This is a genomic window from Citrobacter sp. TBCP-5362 (assembly GCF_005406305.1).
Taxonomy (GTDB): domain Bacteria; phylum Pseudomonadota; class Gammaproteobacteria; order Enterobacterales; family Enterobacteriaceae; genus Citrobacter_B; species Citrobacter_B koseri.
On record NZ_CP040234.1, the window covers coordinates 991,577 to 1,009,907 of the forward strand.

Below are 18,331 nucleotides of genomic sequence, written 5' to 3' on the forward strand. Positions count from 1 at the left end.
GTTTGTGATGCCGGATGGCGCTAACGCTTATCCGGCCTACATACGGCGCATTTCTTGTAGGCCGGGTAAGGCGAAGCCGCCACCCGGCAAAACGGGCTACGCCAGATCTTCCCCGTTACTCGCAATCACTTTCTTGTACCACCAGAATGATTTTTTGCGGGTACGCGCCAGCGTGCCGTTGCCAGCGTCGTCACGGTCGACATACACAAACCCGTAGCGTTTGCTCATTTCGCCTGTCGAGGCGGACACCAGATCGATGCAGCCCCAGGTGGTGTAACCCATCAGCGGCACGCCGTCTTCAATGGCGTCGGCCATCGCCCGAATATGCTCACGCAGGTAGCGGATGCGGTAATCATCATGGATCTCACCTTTCGCGTCCGGCTCATCTTTCGCGCCGAGGCCGTTTTCCACCAGAAACAGCGGCTTCTGGTAGCGGTCATACATCATATTCATGGTGATGCGCAGACCAAGCGGGTCAATCCCCCAGCCCCATTCGCTGACGTCAAGGTGCGGATTGCGCAGCGATTTCACCACGTTGGCGGCGTTGGTGTTATTAGCGTTCATCTCCGCTGAAGCGCAGCGTGACGCGTAGTAGCTAAACGAGACGAAATCGACGGTGTTCTTCAGGATAGCGTCGTCTTCCGGGGCTTTTTCAATCACCACGCCTTTCTCGCGAAAGACGCGGGCGGAATAGGCCGGGTAAGCGCCGCGCGCCTGCACATCGATAAAGAACAGGTTTTCGCGGTCTTTCTCCAGCGCGGTCCAGACGTCCTGCGGTTTACAGGAGTACGGATAAAAATTGCCGCCCGCCAGCATACAGCCGACCTGGTTTTGCGGGTTGACCTCATGGGCGATTTGGGTCGCCAGCGCGCTGGCAATCAGCTCGTGATGCGCGGCCTGATACTTCACCTGATCCTGATTTTCACCTTCCTCAAACACCAGGCCCGCGCCGGAGAATGGGCTGTGCAGCATGATGTTGATTTCGTTGAACGTCAGCCAGTATTTCACCAGACCGTCAAAGGCTTCAAAGCAGGTTCGCGCGTAGCGGGTAAAGAATTCCACCATTTTGCGATTGCGCCAGGAGCCGTACTCCGTCACCAGGTGCATCGGCACATCGAAGTGGCACAGCGTGACCAGCGGCTCAATACCGTACTTTTTACACTCTTCAAACACCGCGCGATAAAACGCGATGCCTTCTTCGTTCGGCGTCAGCTCATCGCCGTCAGGGTAGAGACGGCTCCAGGCGATCGAGGTGCGAAACACCGTGAAGCCCATCTCCGCCATCAGGGCGATATCGTCTTTATAGCGATGGTAAAAATCAATCGCGTCATGGCCTGGATAAAATTCGTCATCCCGCAGTTGAAAGCGTTTCTCCAGCCCCAGTTTTACCGGCATCCGGTGCTCGCCGTGCGGGATCATATCGACGGTGCTCAGCCCTTTGCCGCCTTCCCGGTATGCCCCTTCAGACTGGTTGGCGGCCAGTGCGCCGCCCCATAAAAATCCTTGCGGAAATACAGACATAGTCATCCTCAATATGCGCCAGTCAGATGCTGGCTTCTTTTGCAGTAGTCGGTTGCGTGGCCTGGTTTTTTCTTGCCTGCGCGGCTGCGTCTTCCACGGGGATATCTTCAAAACCGAGGATCAGCGTCAGAACAAAAGAGAGCACCACGGCCAGCGCCATCACGCCAAACACCCAGGCGATGGTCATCGGGTTTGCCGGGTCGAAGAACTGGACGCTGGTGAACAGGCCAGGCGCCGCCATCGAGTGGCTGGCAAGCCCCGCCATACCTGCCACCGCGCCGCAGATAAAACCGCTGATCAGGCTCGCAATCAGCGGACGCTTCAGACGTACCGCCACGCCGTACAGCGCTGGTTCGGAGATCCCCGCCATAATTGCGGAAGCGGCGGCGGCAAGCGCCGTCTGGCGCAGTTCCGGGTTTTTGGTTTTCCATGCGACGGCCAGAGAGGAGCCGCCCAGCGACAGGTTAGCGCCAATTTCAGACGGCATGACCATGCCTTCTTTGCCGGTTTCAGCAATGGTCTGGATGATGGTTGGGGTAAAGACGCGGTGCATCCCGGTCATGACCAGCAGCGGCCACAGCGCGCCCATGATGGCGACGGAAAGCCAGCCCAGATAGCCGTGAATGGTGTAAACCAGCGCGGAGATGGCGCTACCGATCCAGATCCCGATTGGGCCGATTAAAACAATGGCGAGCGGGGCGGCGATCAGGACGATCAGCATTGGTTTCAGGAAGTTTTTCGTGACGGCCGGGGTAATGCGATCCACCCAGCGTTCGATGTATGAAAGACACCATGTCATCACCAGCGCCGGGATCACCGTGTAGGTGTATTTCACCGCCGTCACCGGGATCAGGGCAAATTCAACGTGTTCACCTTCGGCGGCTTTCGCCATCAGGTCGATAAAACTCGGGTGAACCAGCACACCTGCGATGGCAATCGCCAGCGACATGTTCGTTTTGAACTTGATTGCCGCTGACGCCGCCACCATCAGCGGCAGGAAGAAGAACGCGCCGTCGCCAATCACCGTCAGGATGGTCAGCGTGGAGGCGCCTTTTTCCAGCAGCCCCGTCATTTCGAGGATCATGGCCAGCAGTTTCAGCATCGATCCGCCGATAATCGCCGGGATCAGCGGGGACATGGTACCGATCAGCGCGTCAAGTATCCCCGCGCCGATGCGTTTAAAGGTGAGTTTAGGTTTGCCGACGGGCGCTGCGGGCTGCATATCGGTCGGCAGCAGACTGACGACTTCGCGATACGCCTGTGAAACGGTGTTGCCGATAATCACCTGACACTGGTTGTCGCTGCGAACCACGCCGAGAACGCCGCTGAGGGTTTTCAACGTCGCGCTGTCGACCTGCGCGTCATCTTTGAGAACGAAACGCAGACGCGTCATGCAGTGTGTCACGGCGGTGATGTTATCCACACCGCCCAGCGCCGTCACCACGGAGCGCGCCAGTGCCGCATAATTCTTAGACATCGGATTTTATCCTGTTTTATCAATAGGGTAGTTTTATCGTCTTACGCCTTTTCGCTAAAAAAACGTGGGCAATGAAACGCAAAATAGGAAACCGGTTCCACAAAATCATGAATAGTTTCACTGAATGACACAAGATCACAATTTGATCATTTTTTATAATTGTGAGAATGATCACTTGTTGTTTTGGGCGGTGATTTACCATCAAGGACAACAACGGTACGGTGAAGTACACTGCGTGTCATTGAGTGCTAATGGATGAGTAATATGACGACGATGCTGGAGGTGGCGAAGCGCGCCGGGGTGTCGAAAGCGACGGTTTCCCGGGTGCTTTCAGGTAACGGCTACGTCAGCCAGGAGACCAAAGACCGCGTGTTTCAGGCCATTGAAGAGAGCGGCTATCGACCCAATTTGTTAGCGCGCAGTCTGGCGGCGAAGAAAACGCAGACCCTCGGTCTGGTGGTGACGAACACCCTTTACCACGGCGTTTATTTTAGCGAGCTGCTGTTTCATACGGCGCGGATGGCAGAGGATAAGGGGCGTCAGCTTCTGCTCGCGGACGGCAAACACAGCGCGGAAGAAGAGCGTCAGGCGATTCAGTATCTGCTCGATCTGCGCTGCGACGCCATTATGATTTATCCCCGTTTTCTCAGCGTGGATGAGATTGACGACATTATCGACTCACACGCCCAGCCCATTATGGTGCTTAACCGTCGGCTGCGAAGAAACAGCAGCCACTGCGTTTATTGCGACCAGAAGCAGACCAGTTTTAACGCGGTGGAACAGTTGATCGCCGGGGGGCATCGCGAGATTGCGTTTATCACCGGTTCGATGGATTCCCCTACCGGCGTGGAGCGTCTCTCAGGGTATAAAGACGCATTGACGCGACACGGCATCGCTATCAATAACGAATTGATTGTCAACGGAAAGTGGACGCCCGCCAGCGGTGCTGAAGGGGTGGATACGCTCCTGGCGCGCAAGGTGAGTTTTACCGCGCTGGTAGCCAGTAATGACGATATGGCGATTGGCGCCATCAAACAGTTACACGAGCGTGGCATGAGCGTGCCTGCGCAGACCTCGGTCATCGGATTCGACGACATCGCGATGGCGCCCTATACCATCCCGGCGCTTTCCAGCGTTAAAATTCCGGTCACGGAGATGATTCAGGAGACGATTGGACGTCTTATCTTCATGCTGGACGGCGGTGAATTTACGCCGCCAAAAACCTTTACCGGTGCGCTGATCCTGCGCGATTCGGCAGCGCCGCTGCCTGCCCGCTGATCCCGCTTTACATTGTCATTTGTCATCGTCATTCGTGACGATGACAGTGCCTGGTCACAACGTCATCATCAAATATCAAGCAATAACAATCAGTTAAAAACTGGCACGATTTATGAATGTTTCGGCACATAATCTGTCATTGCTGGAGAATTTGATGAACCGTTTCATCATTGCCGACGCCAATAAATGCATTGGTTGCCGTACCTGTGAAGTGGCCTGTGTGGTGTCTCATCAGGAAAACCAGGACTGCGCGTCGCTGACCCCTGAAACTTTCTTACCCCGCATCCATGTGATCAAAGGTGTGAATGTCTCCACGGCGACGCTGTGCCGCCAGTGTGAAGACGCGCCGTGCGCCAACGTCTGCCCGAACGGCGCCATCAGCCGTGATAAAGGTTTCGTACATGTGATGCAGGAGCGTTGCATTGGCTGTAAAACCTGCGTGGTCGCTTGCCCATACGGCGCGATGGAAGTGGTTGTGCGTCCGGTGATTCGCAACAGCGGCGCGGGCCTGAATGTCCGGGCGGAAAAAGCGGAGGCCAACAAATGCGACCTTTGCCACCACCGCGAGGCCGGCCCTGCCTGTATGGAAGCCTGTCCGACCCACGCGCTGATTTGCGTCGATCGCAACAAACTTGAACAACTGAGCGCGGAAAAACGTCGCCGTGCGGCGCTGGACTCCTCCGCGTCTTTGCTTTTCTGATTTCTGAAAAACCGCGTAAAATACGGTGGTATTCATGCCGGATGGCGGCCTTGCCTTATCCGGCCTACTGTTCGTATCCCCGTAGGCCTGATAAGCGTAGCGCCATCAGGCAAACCGGGATAGATGACTGCGGGAACGACTTCATGACAATAAACAACCACTCCGGCGTACAGCTGCGTATTCGTGGCAAGGTACAGGGCGTCGGATTTCGCCCCTACGTCTGGCAACTGGCGCAGCGGTTACAACTGCATGGCGACGTGTGTAACGACGGTGACGGTGTGGTTGTGCGCTTACAGGAAGATCCGGCGGAGTTTATTGTGCAGTTACATCAACATTGCCCGCCGCTGGCCCGTATTGACAGCGTCGAGAGCGAGCCGTTTGCCTGGTCTCAACTGCCTGCCGATTTCTCCATTCGCCAGAGCGCGGGCGGAACGATGAATACGCAAATTGTGCCCGATGCGGCCACATGCCCGGCCTGTCTCGCCGAAATGAATACGCCCGGCGAGCGGCGCTACCGTTACCCTTTTATCAACTGCACCCACTGCGGCCCGCGTTTTACGATCATTCGTGCGATGCCTTACGACCGTCCGTTTACCGTGATGGCATCGTTTCCGTTGTGCAGGAAGTGTGCGACGGAATACCGCGATCCGTACGACCGCCGTTTCCACGCCCAACCTGTTGCCTGCCCGGCCTGCGGCCCGCATCTGGCGTGGCGCTCTGGCAGCGCGCGGGCGGAAAAAGACGCTGCGCTACAGGCTGCCGTCGCGATGTTAAAAGCGGGGGGCATTGTCGCCATCAAAGGTATTGGCGGCTTTCATCTGGCCTGCGATGCGCAAAACGATGAGGCGGTGGCGATGCTGCGGGCGCGTAAACACCGCCCTGCGAAACCGCTGGCGGTAATGTTGCCGGATGCGGAAGGCTTGCCGGATGCGGCGCGCCGACTGCTGACTACGCCGGCCGCCCCCATCGTACTGGTGGATAAACAGCATGTCGCGTCGCTGTGCGAGGGGATTGCGCCGGGGCTGGCGGAAGTGGGGGTAATGCTGCCCGCGAATCCGCTCCAGCATCTGCTTTTACAGGCGCTGAATTGTCCGCTGGTGATGACCTCCGGCAACCTTAGCGGTAAACCGCCGGCCATCACTAACCAACAGGCGCTGGACGACCTGAAGGCGATCGCCGACGGTTTTCTGTTGCACAACCGCGATATCGTGCAGCGAATGGATGACTCGGTCGTGCGTGACAGCGGCGAAATGCTACGCCGTTCGCGGGGCTATGTGCCGGATGCGATCGCGCTGCCGCCGGGATTTCACGATGTGCCGCCGATGCTCTGTCTGGGCGCCGATCTGAAAAATACCTTCTGTCTGGTGCGCGGCGAGCAGGCGGTGGTAAGCCAGCATCTGGGGGATCTCAGCGATGACGGCATTCAAACGCAGTGGCGTGACGCGCTGCGTTTGATTCAGAACATTTACGATTTTACGCCGCAACGCGTTGTCTGCGACGCGCATCCGGGCTACGTTTCCAGCCAGTGGGCCAGCGAGATGACGCTTCCGACCGAAACGGTATTGCACCACCATGCGCATGCGGCGGCATGCATGGTCGAACACGGCTGGCCGTTGAACGGAGGCGATGTGATTGCCCTGACGCTCGACGGCATCGGTATGGGAGAGGGCGGCGCGCTGTGGGGCGGAGAGTGTTTACGCGTTAATTACCGTGAATGCGAGCATCTTGGCGGCCTGCCCGCCGTCGCGCTGGCGGGCGGCGATCTCGCCGCGAAGCAGCCCTGGCGCAACCTGCTGGCGCAGTGTCTGCGCTTTGTTCCTGACTGGCGGGACTATCCAGAAACGGCTGCGTTGCAACAACAGCAGTGGAACGTGCTGGCGCGGGCCATTGAGCGCGGAATCAACGCCCCGCTGGCGTCGTCGTGCGGACGCCTGTTCGATGCCGTCGCCGCCGCATCAGGCTGCGCGCCTGACACACTCAGTTATGAAGGAGAAGCGGCCTGTGCGCTGGAGGCGCTGGCTTCGCGATGCAATCGCGTTGAACATCCGGTGACGATGCCGGTTAAAAACAACCAGCTGGATTTAGCCACGTTCTGGCGGCAGTGGCTGAACTGGCAGGCCGCTCCCGAGGAGCGGGCGTGGGCCTTTCACGACGCGCTGGCGCATGGGTTCGCCACGCTGCTGCGTCAGGAAGCGACCGCACGCGGGATCACCACGCTGGTATTCGGCGGCGGTGTGCTGCATAACCGCTTGCTGTGCAGGCGTCTGGCGTTCTGTCTTGCTGATTTTACCTTACTGTTCCCACAGCGTTTACCGGCCGGGGATGGGGGAGTGTCGTTAGGGCAGGGAGCGATCGCCGCAGCGCGCGAGCTGGCGCAAAAATAAAAAAAAGCCCCGGGACTGGCGGGGCGAAACGTGTCGGGGCATACCGACAAGCAGCAGCGCACTTCCGTGTGCGTGAGGTTAATAAATCAGTGGCAGTATCGCCGGATGGCGACGTACAAACAGGCGCTTCCCGTAGGCCGGATCAGGCGTTTACGCCGCCATCCGGCAAAGATGTTCGAACATTGCCTGATGGCGCTGCGCTTATCAGGCCTACGGCGTCATGATTTGCAGGTCAGCCGCCATCCGGCACAATGAACTTACGCGGGCAGCGTTTTCAGCAGCGCAAAGGCCTCCTTCATGCGGTCTTCGCTCACCACAAAGGCGCAAAGCTGACCTTCGGTATTCATGCCTCGGGCGACCATCCCTTCGGACTCCGCCGCAATGTGCCAGTTCAGGTCGCAACGCTGGGTTTCGCCTGCAAGATGTAACGGCAATTCCGGCGTTTTGATTTTCACCAGCATGGCGGGCAGCTTCAGCGGCGCGTTCCCGCCGAGCAGATTTTTCGCCAGATACATGGCGCTTAACTGAATCGGTTGCAGGAAAGGCAGAACCTGACCGTTAATTTCCGCGCAGTCTCCCAGCGCATAAATATCCGGGTGGCTGGTTTGCAGATAGCTGTCAACGCAGACGCCACGGTTGATGGTCAACCCGGCACGGCGCGCCAGCGCGGTTTCCGGGCGCAGGCCGGTCGCGGCGATGACCGCATCCACCTCTACCTGACGATCGCGATCCAGCGTGGCGCGAATACCGGTAGCGGTTTTCTCCAGACCCTGCAACTGCGATTTCAGCAGCAGATGTACGCCCATATCGGTCAGACGATGCTGCAAGCGGCTGCTCACTTCCGGCGGCATCAGCGAGGCCAGAATGCTGGCGGCATTGTCAATCAGCGTGACGGCTTTACCCGCACGGCAGAAATCCATTGCCAGCTCGCTACCAATCAGACCGCCGCCGACGATCAGTACGCGCTGCGCGTCACGCAGTTGCGTTTCGCAGGCGCGATACTCCTGCTGGCTGTTCAGTGTGAGCATTAACTCACGCCCGGCAACCGGCGGAACAAAGGCTGATGCCCCTGTCGCCAGCACCAGTTTGTCGAACTGCCATTGCTTGTCCTGGCTTTTTACCACATGGGCGTCGGCATCAATGTCCGTAATCCAGGTGTGTGGGAACAGACGCAGATTAAACTGTTCGGCAAACTCCCCCGCCGACTGGCGGGTGAGGTCGTCGGCGCGCTGCGCCTGGCTGATGACGTGACTGAGGTCGGGTTTGTTGTACTCGTCCATACTGTCAGCGGCAATCAGGGTCAGCGCTACGGTCGCGTCCTGTTTACGGATGTTTTTGACTAACTGGCGGGCGGCGAAGCCCGAACCAATAATGACAATTCCCCGGCTCATTTTGCCTCCGTTGCCAACACATCAAAGACGTCTTTACCTAATGAACATTCCGGGCACAGGAAGTTATCCGGTACGTCGCTCCACGGCGTACCCGGCGCGACATCCTGCAACGGCTCACCTTTTGCAGGGTCGTAAATCCACTGGCACACGCTGCACTGCATGCTTGGGCCGAGGTCAGCCGCAGCGGCGGCGGCACAGGCGCACTCTTCTTCCTGGGTTGTCGCTTTCACATTTGTTTCCGGCAGCGGAGCGAGCGCCCACTGACGGGCAATATCGCGGCCGTGCTGGCGGCAAAGTTCCAGGGCATCAATATCAGGACGCCATTTCGCTTTCAGACTCAGTGACATCTCGAAGCCGGCATCTTGCAGACGGGTGGACAGACGGTCTACCGCGCCGCCGCTCCAGCCGTGGGAACCGAAAGCGCTGGCGCGTTTGTTACGAAAGCGCAGGCCAGTCATCTCTTCAACGAGACCGGCGATTTTCGGCATCATCACGTTGTTCATCGTAGAAGTACCGACCAGCACGCCTTTGGAACGGAACACGTTGGTCAGAATTTCGTTTTTATCGCTGCGTGCGACGTTAAAGATTTTCACCGCCACGTTCGGGTCAACTTCGTTGATGCCTTGCGCAATCGCGTCGGCCATCATGCGGGTGTTGTTGGACATGGTGTCGTAGAAAATGGTGATGCGATCTTCCTGATAATCCGCCGCCCATTTCAGATACAGTTCAACGATCTGGGTTGGGTTGTCGCGCCATACCACGCCGTGAGAGGTGGCAATCATATCTACCGGCAGGTTGAAGCCGAGGATTTCGGTGATTTTTGGCGTAACCAGACGGCTGAACGGCGTCAGGATGTTGGCGTAGTAACGCTGGCACTGCTCGAACAGCTCGGTCTGATCGACTTCATCGTTGAACAGACGTTCGTCACAGTAGTGCTGACCAAAGGCGTCGTTACTGAACAGTACCGCGTCGCCCGTCATGTAGGTCATCATGCTGTCCGGCCAGTGCAGCATCGGGGTTTCAACAAAAATCAGCTGCTTGCCGTTGCCGATATCCAGCGTGTCGCCTGTTTTTACGACGTTAAAGTTCCATTCCGGGTGATGGTGGTGACCGGTAATGGAGTCAATGGCGTTTGCGGTGCAGTAGATCGGCGTATCCGGGATTTGCGCCATCAGTTCGGTCAGCGCGCCCGCGTGGTCTTCTTCCGCATGGTTAATAATGATGTAATCAATGTCGGCCAGGTCGATTTCGCTACGCAGGTTTTGCACGAATTCGCGGCTGAATTTATGGTCTACGGTATCGATCAGAACATTTTTTTCTTCACGGATGAGATAGCTGTTGTAGCTGCTGCCGCGCAGCGTTTTATATTCGGTCCCGTGAAAATCACGAACTTCCCAGTCACGTTGGCCAACCCAATGAATGTTATTTTTAACCAGAATAGACATAGCAACCTCAGTAAATACAGTTTTTTTAAGAAAGATGTATTGCTAATAGCAGGATGCGTGCCAACTTTTTAACTGATTGATTTTAAATAATTAAAAAATTTATACTCATAAAATGGTAGTCAAAAAGACTATTAAATTAATTGTCAATATGACACTATTGATTGTCAAAATGACAATGAGGTAGCCATGAGCTTTTCAGTTGATGTCCTGGCGGGCATCGCCATTGAATTACAAAGTGGTATCGGGCATCAGGACCGCTTTCAGCGCCTGATCACCACGCTGCGTCAGGTGCTGGAGTGCGATGCGTCGGCGCTGCTGCGCTATGAGGGGCGGCAGTTTATTCCGCTGGCGATCGACGGCCTGGCGCAGGATGTACTGGGCAGGCGCTTCACTCTGGAAGGGCATCCGCGACTGGAAGCCATTGCCCGTGCCGGGGATGTGGTGCGTTTTCCAGCCGACAGCGACCTGCCGGACCCGTATGACGGGCTGATCCCGGATCAGGAGAGCCTGAAGGTACACGCCTGTATCGGGCTGCCGCTGTTCGCCGGGCAAACCCTGATTGGCGCACTCACGCTTGACGGCATGGAACCCGATCAGTTTGATGTTTTCAGCGATGAAGAGCTGCGGCTCATCGCAGCGCTGGCGGCGGGGGCGCTGAGCAATGCGCTGCTTATTGAGCAATTAGAAAGCCAGAATATGTTGCCGGGGTCTTCCGCCTCTTTCGAACAGGTGAAAGAAACGCAGATGATCGGCCTGTCGCCAAATATGATGCAGTTGAAAAAAGAGATTGAGATTGTAGCGGGGTCGGATCTCAACGTGCTGATCAGCGGCGAAACGGGAACCGGGAAAGAGCTGGTGGCGAAAGCGATTCATGAAGGCTCGCCACGGGCGGTGAACCCGCTGGTGTATCTGAACTGCGCCGCGCTGCCGGAAAGCGTGGCGGAGAGCGAGCTTTTCGGCCACGTCAAAGGGGCGTTTACCGGGGCAATCAGCAACCGTAGCGGTAAGTTCGAAATGGCCGATAACGGCACGCTGTTTCTTGATGAGATTGGCGAGCTGTCGCTGGCGTTGCAGGCGAAACTGCTGCGCGTTTTGCAGTATGGCGATATTCAACGCGTCGGGGACGATCGCAGCCTGCGCGTCGACGTACGCGTGCTGGCGGCGACTAACCGCGACTTACGTGAAGAGGTGCTGGCCGGGCGTTTTCGCGCCGACCTGTTCCACCGTTTGAGCGTGTTCCCGCTCTCCGTGCCGCCGCTGCGTGAGCGTGGTGAGGATGTGGTCTTGCTGGCCGGGTATTTTTGCGAACAGTGCCGCCTGCGGCTGGGGCTTTCCCGCGTGGTGCTGAGCCCGGGGGCGCGTAGCCACCTGCTGAGCTATGGCTGGCCGGGGAACGTTCGCGAGCTGGAACATGCGATCCACCGTGCGGTGGTTCTGGCAAGAGCGACCCGGGCGGGGGATGAGGTGGTGCTGGAAGCGCAGCATTTTGCCTTACAGGAGGAGGTTTCTCCCGCTCTGCCTGACGACAGTACGCCGACGTTACCGGCAAATCACAATCTGCGCGACGCGACCGAGGCTTTCCAGCGGGAGATGATTCGCCGTGCGTTAGCGCAAAATAACCACAACTGGGCCGCCTGCGCGCGGGCGCTGGAGACAGACGTCGCCAACCTGCATCGGCTGGCGAAGCGTCTGGGGCTGAAAAGTTAGATGATGCCTGCCTGGTAGAAATCTTGCAGGTTGATTGCGCCGGCGAGTTTACCGTTTTCATCCACCACCGGCGCGGCGGTGATCTTGCGCTTCATCAGAAGTTCTTTGGCATCGATGGCGCGGCTCTGCTCCTGCAACGTAATGCCGTTGTGGGTCATCGCTTCGCTGACCGGCGTAGCCAGCGTGCCGCCGCCAACCAGCCAGCGGCGCAGGTCGCCGTCGGTAAAGACGCCTTTCACAACGCGCTGCGCGTCGCATACCGCAACCAGACCTAACCCGGTACGGCTCAGCTCCAGCATGGCGTCCATCACGCTGGTGGTGAGCTGAACCTGCGGCACCGCATCGTCACGGCGCATCAGGTGATGGACTTTGTTGAGCAGACGCGCGCCCAGCGCCCCGGCAGGGTGTGAACGGGCGAAATCCTCTTCATTGAAACCGCGCGCCTGCATCACCGCCATAGCCAGCGCGTCGCCCATCATCAGGGTGTTGACGGTGCTGGAGGTCGGCGCCAGGTGCATCGGGCAGGCTTCGCGCTCAACGGAGATATCCAGCACAGCCTTTGCCGCCAGACCCAGCGGGGAGGTTGGCTTTCCGGTCATCGCCAGCAGGGTTATCGATTTATCTTCCAGGCGCGGAATAATGAGATCCAGCTCTTTCGCACCGCCGGAATAGGAGATGAACAGCATCACGTCCCGGCTTTCGATCATGCCGAGATCGCCATGTAACGCTTCTGCCGGGTGGACAAAGAACGCGGGCGTTCCTGTACTGGCGAGAGTCGCGGCGATTTTTTTGCCGATATGGCCTGACTTGCCAATACCGGAGACAATCACTTTGCCTTCGCAGTGGAGGATCGTATTGGCGGCACGGACAAAATCATCGCCCAGGCGTTCCGGCAGACGGCTTGCTTCCTGTAACTCCAGCAGTAATGTCTGGCGACCCGCGTTCAGTAATGCATCACTCATTGGTTTCTCCGGTTATGATCACTTCAATCCCTTTTGCTTCCAGCGCCTGACGAAACGCGGGGTCGATACCCGCGTCGGTAACCAGTTTGTCGACGCTTTCCAGACTGCACACAACGTTGGGGCTTTTACGCCCAAATTTTGAGGAGTCCGCCATCAGAATCACTTCGCGTGCGGCATTGCACATCGCTTTGCTGACGGTATAGACCTCATTAAAGGTGGTCACTCCGGCATTGAGATCGATGCCGTCGGTGCCCATGAACAGTTTATCAAAACTGAACTGCTCAAAGGCGTTTTCTGCCAGCTGACCGTGAAATGACGCAGATTTTTTGCGGAATGTGCCGCCGGGCATCAGGATGGTCTGCTCGTTGTCCAGCTCCGAAAGGGCGTTAACAATGTGCAGGCTGTTGGTCATGACGGTGATATTGCTAAAGCGGGTAAGCATCGGCACCATCTGCAACACGGTGCTTCCGGCATCAAGGATGATGGAGTCGCCATCGTGGATAAACTGGACAGCCGCTTGTGCGATCAACGCCTTTTTATGGGTGTTGATCAGCGTTTTGTGATCGATAGGCGGGTCGGATTCATCTTTATTCAACACCACGCCGCCATACGTGCGAATAACGGTTCCGGCATTTTCCAGAATGACCAGGTCTTTGCGAATGGTGGTGCCCGTGGTGTCAAAGTACTGGGCCAACTCCTCAACCGAGCATTTTCCCTGCTTTTGCAGATGCTCCAGAATAGCAGCCTGACGCTGACGTGGTTTCATAGGCGTAATTACCCTGACTGATGTATAAGTTGTGAAATGATAATTTCGCAAGCAATTAGCATTCACAACGAAATTACCCATGTTTCAGTTTAAGCGCTAATGATAGTGCATTCTGTGAGAGCGAATCATGGGGAAAGATCACATCAGGCTGTAATTCATCAAGATGTTTGCCCTGTATTGCGGGAATTTTAACCGGTCGGGCAAAGACGGTGAGACCTTTCATGAATAAGGTATCCGTAACGCGCTGCTGGTCATCCAGAGCGATGGCGACCACCACTCGCGGTTTAAAGCGTCCGCCGGAGCGCCCGACGCCCACTCGCCCTCGTTGGCAAAGTTTGTCAAACGCCCGGTTAAAGCGGGAGATTTGCCAGCCGCCCAGCGCCAGTTGCGCACACCAGGCGATAACGGCGACGGTGATCAGTGCGGAAACCATAATGCGCTCCTTTGATTTTGCCGGATGGCGGCTGTGCCTTATCCGGCCTACATAATATTCGTAGGCCCGGTAAGCGCAGCGCCACCGGGCAATCATACCTCTTAAAACATCACCTGACCGCCGGTTACATTGATGGACTGTCCGGTGCAGTACGACGCCTTCGCGCTGGCGTAAAACAGCAGCATGTCCAGTACGTCCTGATAATCGCAGCCGCGTTTTAACGGAACTTTGTCGATGTAATACTGCTCCACTTCGTCCGGCTTGATGCCAAGCTTGGCGGCGTATTGCGGCAGCAGCGACTGGAACATCGGTGATTTCAGCAGGTTGCCAAGCATCAGCGAATGCACGGTAATGCCGTATTCTGCCAGATCCAGCGCCAGCGACTGGGTTAAGCCCACGCCGCCGAACTTCGCCGCGCTATAGCCGGAGTTGTGTTTACTGCCCACTTTCCCGGACTTGGAGTTGATCTGGATAATGCGTCCCTGAATGCCGTCGCGGATCATCAGGCGGGAGAATTCGCGAGCGCAAAGGAAATACCCCACCAGATTCACCTGTAGCGAGCGGTCGAAATCGCCGAGTTGAAAATCGCTGATAAACGCCGCTTTGGCGATGCCCGCGCTGTAGACCAGCAGATCAACCCGGCCAAAAATTTCATCGACTCCGCGAGAGAGCGCCAGAACGCTCTGCTCGCTGGTGGCATCGGCGCCAAAACCGTACGCCATGCCTTCGCCAAACGCGGCGTTAATCTCCTGCGCCACATTTGCGGCTTTATCACTCTGAATATCGACAACGGCGACGCGATAACCAACCTCTGCAAGCCCACGGCAGAGGAAGGCCCCCAGGGTCTGGCCTCCACCAATGACAACGGCAACCTGATTCATTTTTCTCTCCTTAAACCTTAAGCCACAAACTTCAAAATACAGCCCGGCGCGATGTCGTCCGGTACTGGCCCCGCAACGTGTACGGTGCCGGGAAATTCCGCCTCGTTCAGCCCGTCGAAGCGCAGGGTGATATGCCCCAGTTCACGCAGATTCTGCTCGGCCACGCTGCCCACAGCAGTCACCGGATAGCGATGCTCACCCAGCTGAAACTGTGCGCCGGGTTGCAGCGTGCCGTTCAGCTCGCCGTGGCAGTGGATAAAGCAAAACGCTTCGATATCCGCCGGCGCGCCTTCACGAAAGGTAATCAGCATCCTGTCGCAGAGCGCGTCCGGCGCGCTCTCGCCGATACGGGTGATGGTGGTCTGGTAAATCACGGTCATCTCTGAACCTCTTATTGATAAATAAAGCCGGAAACAAACCAGGCGATGAGAACGGTAGGCGCGCCGGTCAGGAAGCGGCTCACCAGCACGGAAGGCACGCCGACGCGAACGGTGTCCTGGCGGGCCTCCGCCAGCGATAAACCGACCGGAATAAAGTCGCACGCGGCCTGAGCGTTAATCGCGAACAGCGCGGGCAGCGCCAGATGGGGAGGGATATTACCCAGACCAATCTGCACGCCAATCAGCACCCCGATAACCTGGGCGATCACCGCGCCAGGGCCGAGGAAGGGCGACAGCAGCGGGAATGAACAGATGAGCGCCAGCGTGACCAGCCCCAGCGGATGGCTGGCAAGCGGCGCCAGGCCGTGAGCGATCCAGTCGCCGAGACCGGAGGCCATAATGATGCCGATCAGCGCCGAGACGAACGCCATAAACGGCAGAATGGTTTTCAGCACCGTATCGATGGTGTCGCGCCCGGACTGGAACAGCACCGCTACCGCTGAGCCCATCCCCATACCGACTTTCGCCAAGAGGCCATCGCTCTGTTCGGTGATTTTTTTGCTGGCGTCGTAATCGCGGCCCGCAGGCGAGGCGACAGGCTGCGCGTTTGCAGGCGCCTCGCCGCTCAGCGTGATGTTCTCTTCTTTCACCCCGGAGACGTAAATATCTTCCATGATGTATTGCGCCAGCGGCCCCGACTTCCCGGTAGAGTGGATGTTGATGGTTGGAATGCGCCGCTTCGGATAAATCCCGCAGCGTAGCGTGCCGCCGCAGTCGATGATCGCCGCGCCGATCTCTTCCTCAGGCGGTTCGCCCTCTTTAAAGCCATCCACCGCCTGCCAGCCTGTTAGTTGCGCCAGTTTGTCGACAATCCCCGGACGCGTCCCGGCGGTGATGTAGACGATTTTCTTTCCGGGGGTTGCATCCAGTTCAAGCGGGCCGCCCCAGCCGCCGGTGCCTTTCTCAATACGAATACGCGTCATGATGTTGCTCCAGCCAGGTGGACTTTCTGCTCAAGTTGAATGCCCATTTTTTTCTCAAAGATGGATGTGGTGAGGTCAGTCACCCAGCCACGGAAGAAGTTGGTGACCAGACCGACCAGCAGATAGCTGACGGCGAGCGGGCCAAGCGGGAGGCCGAGTGTCGTCAGGCCGCTGGCGATGCCCAGGTAAACAAACAGTTCGCCGGGGTTGATGTGTGGGAACAGTCCGTTCATCGAGTGGCAGCTGTAGGAAGCCGCCGCGTAGTAACTGGGCTTGTATTTTTCTGGCATAAAGCGGCCCAGACTCAGCGTCATCGGGTTACAAAACACAAACGTACCGATGCACGGCAGCAGCAGGTAACGGGATAACGGGTTCCCGGCGCAGCGCTGGGCAAAACGTTCAATACGCTGCTGGCCAATGAAGTTTATTAAGGCATTCATGATGACCAGCAGGCTTATCAAAAGCGGAAGGATGCCGGTCACCATACTGGTGAACACCTCTCCGCCTTTCTGGAACAGCCCGATAAACCACTCCGCACCATGTGTAATGGTTTCGATCATTGTTCTCTCCTGTAGGGTTTGTTGTTATCTTGCCAATTGGTGAGTTATTTTAATCAGATCGAAAGATTTAAAAGTGTTATTTTGATCTCAAAATGAAAGATAAATATTTTAAAGTGAAAGTTTGCGTTTGTTGCGGAGAAAAAAAGCAGGGATGTTACGGGAGAATAGTGCGTATTCTGTGAAGAGCGCTTCCTTGTGCGAAGCGGGATGCTTTACCATACTTCCCCCTGGCTGAATCTGTTTAATGGATGTCTCATGTTCAAGCGTCGTTATGTAGCACTACTTCCTCTCTTTGCGTTGCTTGCTGCCTGTAGCAGCAAACCACAGTCTTCAGAAATTCAAACGACAACGGGAGCGCCGTCCGGCGGTTTCCTGCTTGAGCCGCAGCACAATGTCATGGTGATGGGCGGTGATTTCGCCAATAATCCGAACGCGCAGCAGTTCATTGAGAAGATGGTGAACAAGCACGGTTTTAATCGCCAGCAGTTGCAGGAAATTCTGTCGCAGGCGAAGCGCCTGGACTACGTTCTGCGACTGATGGACAGACAGGCGCCGACCACGCAACCGCCAGCGGGGCCGAATGGCGCATGGTTGCGCTATCGTAAGCAGTTTATTACCCCGGACAATGTGCAAAACGGCGTGGCGTTCTGGAATCAATATGAGGATGCGTTGAACCGTGCATGGCAGGTTTATGGCGTCCCGCCGGAGATTATCGTCGGCATTATTGGTGTGGAAACCCGCTGGGGCCGCATCATGGGTAAAACGCGAATTCTGGATGCGCTGGCGACGCTGTCGTTTAACTATCCGCGTCGGGCGGAGTATTTCTCCGGCGAGCTGGAAACGTTCCTGCTGATGGCGCGTGATGAACAGGACGACCCGCTGGATCTGAAAGGGTCTTTTGCCGGTGCGATGGGGTACGGACAGTTTATGCCGTCGTCCTATAAGCAGTACGCGGTGGACTTTAACGGCGACGGGCACATCAACCTGTGGGACCCGGTTGATGCCATCGGCAGCGTGGCGAACTATTTCAAAGCCCACGGTTGGGTGAAAGGCGATGTGGTCGCCGTTCCGGCCAACGGTCAGGCGCCAGGGCTGGCGAACGGCTTTAAAACCCAGTACAGCATTTCTCAGCTTGCGGCCGCCGGGCTGACGCCGCAGCAGTCGCTGGGCAATCATCAGCAGGCCAGCCTGCTGCGTCTGGATGTGGGTACGGGCTATCAGTACTGGTACGGGTTGCCGAACTTCTATGCCATCACGCGCTATAACCACAGCACTCACTATGCGATGGCGGTCTGGCAGCTTGGTCAGGCCGTCGCGCTGGCGCGTGTACCTGCGGCGTCGCCGTTTAGTCAGTAGCCGCGGTGTGTTTTCCGGGGGGCTACGCTTACCCGGTCTGGATTACGCTCCCTTTTCCCTGAGAGAAAGGGGAGCGTGCAGCGCCGCTGCTGCGCGATTTCACGTCT

At 57.1% G+C, this 18,331-nt stretch carries 17 protein-coding genes; 6 read left to right on the forward strand and 11 right to left on the reverse strand.

The window, feature by feature from the left end:
• Positions 1 to 96: 96 nt before the first annotated feature.
• Both FD428_RS04795 and ascF read right to left on the reverse strand, forming a co-directional pair.
• Positions 97 to 1,521, reverse strand: a complete 1,425-nt coding sequence (locus tag FD428_RS04795; protein ID WP_060815974.1) for a 6-phospho-beta-glucosidase — start codon at positions 1,519 to 1,521, stop codon at positions 97 to 99.
• 22 nt (positions 1,522 to 1,543) lie between these two features.
• Positions 1,544 to 2,998, reverse strand: a complete 1,455-nt coding sequence (gene ascF / locus FD428_RS04800; protein ID WP_114848660.1) for a PTS cellobiose/arbutin/salicin transporter subunit IIBC — start codon at positions 2,996 to 2,998, stop codon at positions 1,544 to 1,546.
• A gap of 264 nt (positions 2,999 to 3,262) precedes the next feature.
• Between ascF and FD428_RS04805 the strand changes: the two genes are divergently transcribed.
• The 4 genes from FD428_RS04805 (at position 3,263) to FD428_RS04820 (ending at position 7,615) form a co-directional block, all read left to right on the forward strand.
• On the forward strand, positions 3,263 to 4,276 hold the full coding sequence (locus tag FD428_RS04805) for a LacI family DNA-binding transcriptional regulator (protein ID WP_024130890.1): 1,014 nt from the start codon (positions 3,263 to 3,265) through the stop codon (positions 4,274 to 4,276).
• Positions 4,277 to 4,430: 154 nt separating this feature from the next.
• Positions 4,431 to 4,976: an electron transport protein HydN gene (hydN, locus tag FD428_RS04810; protein WP_024130889.1), complete on the forward strand. Its 546-nt coding sequence runs from the start codon at positions 4,431 to 4,433 to the stop codon at positions 4,974 to 4,976.
• 143 nt (positions 4,977 to 5,119) lie between these two features.
• Entirely contained in the window at positions 5,120 to 7,360 is a 2,241-nt protein-coding gene (gene hypF / locus FD428_RS04815) for a carbamoyltransferase HypF (RefSeq protein ID WP_114848659.1), read from the forward strand.
• A 30-nt stretch (positions 7,361 to 7,390) separates the two neighbouring features.
• A complete protein-coding gene (locus tag FD428_RS04820; protein WP_123907432.1) occupies positions 7,391 to 7,615 on the forward strand; it encodes a hypothetical protein in 225 nt (74 codons plus the stop codon).
• Positions 7,616 to 7,617: 2 nt separating this feature from the next.
• On the opposite strand, the gene norW is transcribed toward FD428_RS04820, so the two are convergent.
• Both norW and norV read right to left on the reverse strand, forming a co-directional pair.
• Complete coding sequence (norW, locus tag FD428_RS04825) at positions 7,618 to 8,751, reverse strand: NADH:flavorubredoxin reductase NorW (protein WP_071257938.1); 1,134 nt, start codon at positions 8,749 to 8,751, stop codon at positions 7,618 to 7,620.
• Entirely contained in the window at positions 8,748 to 10,196 is a 1,449-nt protein-coding gene (norV, locus tag FD428_RS04830) for an anaerobic nitric oxide reductase flavorubredoxin (RefSeq protein WP_012134820.1), read from the reverse strand. The genes norW and norV overlap by 4 nt, the downstream gene beginning before the upstream one ends.
• A gap of 186 nt (positions 10,197 to 10,382) precedes the next feature.
• Here norV and norR point away from each other — a divergent pair, with 186 nt between their 5' ends.
• The gene (gene norR, locus FD428_RS04835; protein ID WP_012134819.1) at positions 10,383 to 11,903 is read left to right on the forward strand and encodes a nitric oxide reductase transcriptional regulator NorR; all 1,521 of its coding nucleotides are present in this window, start codon (positions 10,383 to 10,385) and stop codon (positions 11,901 to 11,903) included.
• On the opposite strand, the gene gutQ is transcribed toward norR, so the two are convergent.
• The 7 genes from gutQ to srlA all read right to left on the reverse strand — a co-directional run bounded on the left by gutQ (position 11,900) and on the right by srlA (position 16,868).
• A complete protein-coding gene (gutQ, locus tag FD428_RS04840; RefSeq protein ID WP_047461702.1) occupies positions 11,900 to 12,865 on the reverse strand; it encodes an arabinose-5-phosphate isomerase GutQ in 966 nt (321 codons plus the stop codon). The genes norR and gutQ overlap by 4 nt on opposite strands.
• A complete protein-coding gene (srlR, locus tag FD428_RS04845) occupies positions 12,858 to 13,631 on the reverse strand; it encodes a glucitol operon DNA-binding transcriptional repressor SrlR (RefSeq protein WP_012134817.1) in 774 nt (257 codons plus the stop codon). The genes gutQ and srlR overlap by 8 nt, the downstream gene beginning before the upstream one ends.
• 73 nt (positions 13,632 to 13,704) lie before the next feature.
• Positions 13,705 to 14,064, reverse strand: a complete 360-nt coding sequence (gene gutM, locus FD428_RS04850) for a transcriptional regulator GutM (protein WP_012134816.1) — start codon at positions 14,062 to 14,064, stop codon at positions 13,705 to 13,707.
• Positions 14,065 to 14,165: 101 nt separating this feature from the next.
• The gene (gene srlD, locus FD428_RS04855; protein ID WP_012134815.1) at positions 14,166 to 14,945 is read right to left on the reverse strand and encodes a sorbitol-6-phosphate dehydrogenase; all 780 of its coding nucleotides are present in this window, start codon (positions 14,943 to 14,945) and stop codon (positions 14,166 to 14,168) included.
• A 17-nt stretch (positions 14,946 to 14,962) separates the two neighbouring features.
• Positions 14,963 to 15,325 carry a PTS glucitol/sorbitol transporter subunit IIA gene (srlB, locus tag FD428_RS04860; RefSeq protein ID WP_012134814.1) on the reverse strand — a complete coding sequence of 121 codons (363 nt, stop codon included), beginning with the start codon at positions 15,323 to 15,325 and terminating at the stop codon, positions 14,963 to 14,965.
• An 11-nt stretch (positions 15,326 to 15,336) separates the two neighbouring features.
• The gene (locus tag FD428_RS04865) at positions 15,337 to 16,308 is read right to left on the reverse strand and encodes a PTS glucitol/sorbitol transporter subunit IIB (RefSeq protein WP_012134813.1); all 972 of its coding nucleotides are present in this window, start codon (positions 16,306 to 16,308) and stop codon (positions 15,337 to 15,339) included.
• Positions 16,305 to 16,868: a PTS glucitol/sorbitol transporter subunit IIC gene (srlA, locus tag FD428_RS04870; RefSeq protein ID WP_012134812.1), complete on the reverse strand. Its 564-nt coding sequence runs from the start codon at positions 16,866 to 16,868 to the stop codon at positions 16,305 to 16,307. The genes FD428_RS04865 and srlA overlap by 4 nt, the downstream gene beginning before the upstream one ends.
• A gap of 255 nt (positions 16,869 to 17,123) precedes the next feature.
• Here srlA and mltB point away from each other — a divergent pair, with 255 nt between their 5' ends.
• Positions 17,124 to 18,224 carry a lytic murein transglycosylase B gene (gene mltB / locus FD428_RS04875; protein ID WP_104868275.1) on the forward strand — a complete coding sequence of 367 codons (1,101 nt, stop codon included), beginning with the start codon at positions 17,124 to 17,126 and terminating at the stop codon, positions 18,222 to 18,224.
• Positions 18,225 to 18,331: the final 107 nt, after the last annotated feature.

Bases quoted from the DNA above. Each gene is read 5' to 3' on its own strand.
- hypF (WP_114848659.1), top strand. From the start codon at position 5,120: ATGACAATAAACAACCACTCCGGCGTACAGCTGCGTATTCGTGGCAAG.
- norR (WP_012134819.1), top strand. From the start codon at position 10,383: ATGAGCTTTTCAGTTGATGTCCTGGCGGGCATCGCCATTGAATTACAA.
- srlR (WP_012134817.1), bottom strand. From the start codon at position 13,631: ATGAAACCACGTCAGCGTCAGGCTGCTATTCTGGAGCATCTGCAAAAG.
- FD428_RS04805 (WP_024130890.1), top strand. From the start codon at position 3,263: ATGACGACGATGCTGGAGGTGGCGAAGCGCGCCGGGGTGTCGAAAGCG.
- srlB (WP_012134814.1), bottom strand. From the start codon at position 15,325: ATGACCGTGATTTACCAGACCACCATCACCCGTATCGGCGAGAGCGCG.
- hydN (WP_024130889.1), top strand. From the start codon at position 4,431: ATGAACCGTTTCATCATTGCCGACGCCAATAAATGCATTGGTTGCCGT.
- norW (WP_071257938.1), bottom strand. From the start codon at position 8,751: ATGAGCCGGGGAATTGTCATTATTGGTTCGGGCTTCGCCGCCCGCCAG.
- FD428_RS04795 (WP_060815974.1), bottom strand. From the start codon at position 1,521: ATGTCTGTATTTCCGCAAGGATTTTTATGGGGCGGCGCACTGGCCGCC.
- srlA (WP_012134812.1), bottom strand. From the start codon at position 16,868: ATGATCGAAACCATTACACATGGTGCGGAGTGGTTTATCGGGCTGTTC.
- srlD (WP_012134815.1), bottom strand. From the start codon at position 14,945: ATGAATCAGGTTGCCGTTGTCATTGGTGGAGGCCAGACCCTGGGGGCC.
- ascF (WP_114848660.1), bottom strand. From the start codon at position 2,998: ATGTCTAAGAATTATGCGGCACTGGCGCGCTCCGTGGTGACGGCGCTG.
- gutM (WP_012134816.1), bottom strand. From the start codon at position 14,064: ATGGTTTCCGCACTGATCACCGTCGCCGTTATCGCCTGGTGTGCGCAA.
- norV (WP_012134820.1), bottom strand. From the start codon at position 10,196: ATGTCTATTCTGGTTAAAAATAACATTCATTGGGTTGGCCAACGTGAC.
- gutQ (WP_047461702.1), bottom strand. From the start codon at position 12,865: ATGAGTGATGCATTACTGAACGCGGGTCGCCAGACATTACTGCTGGAG.
- FD428_RS04865 (WP_012134813.1), bottom strand. From the start codon at position 16,308: ATGACGCGTATTCGTATTGAGAAAGGCACCGGCGGCTGGGGCGGCCCG.
- mltB (WP_104868275.1), top strand. From the start codon at position 17,124: ATGTTCAAGCGTCGTTATGTAGCACTACTTCCTCTCTTTGCGTTGCTT.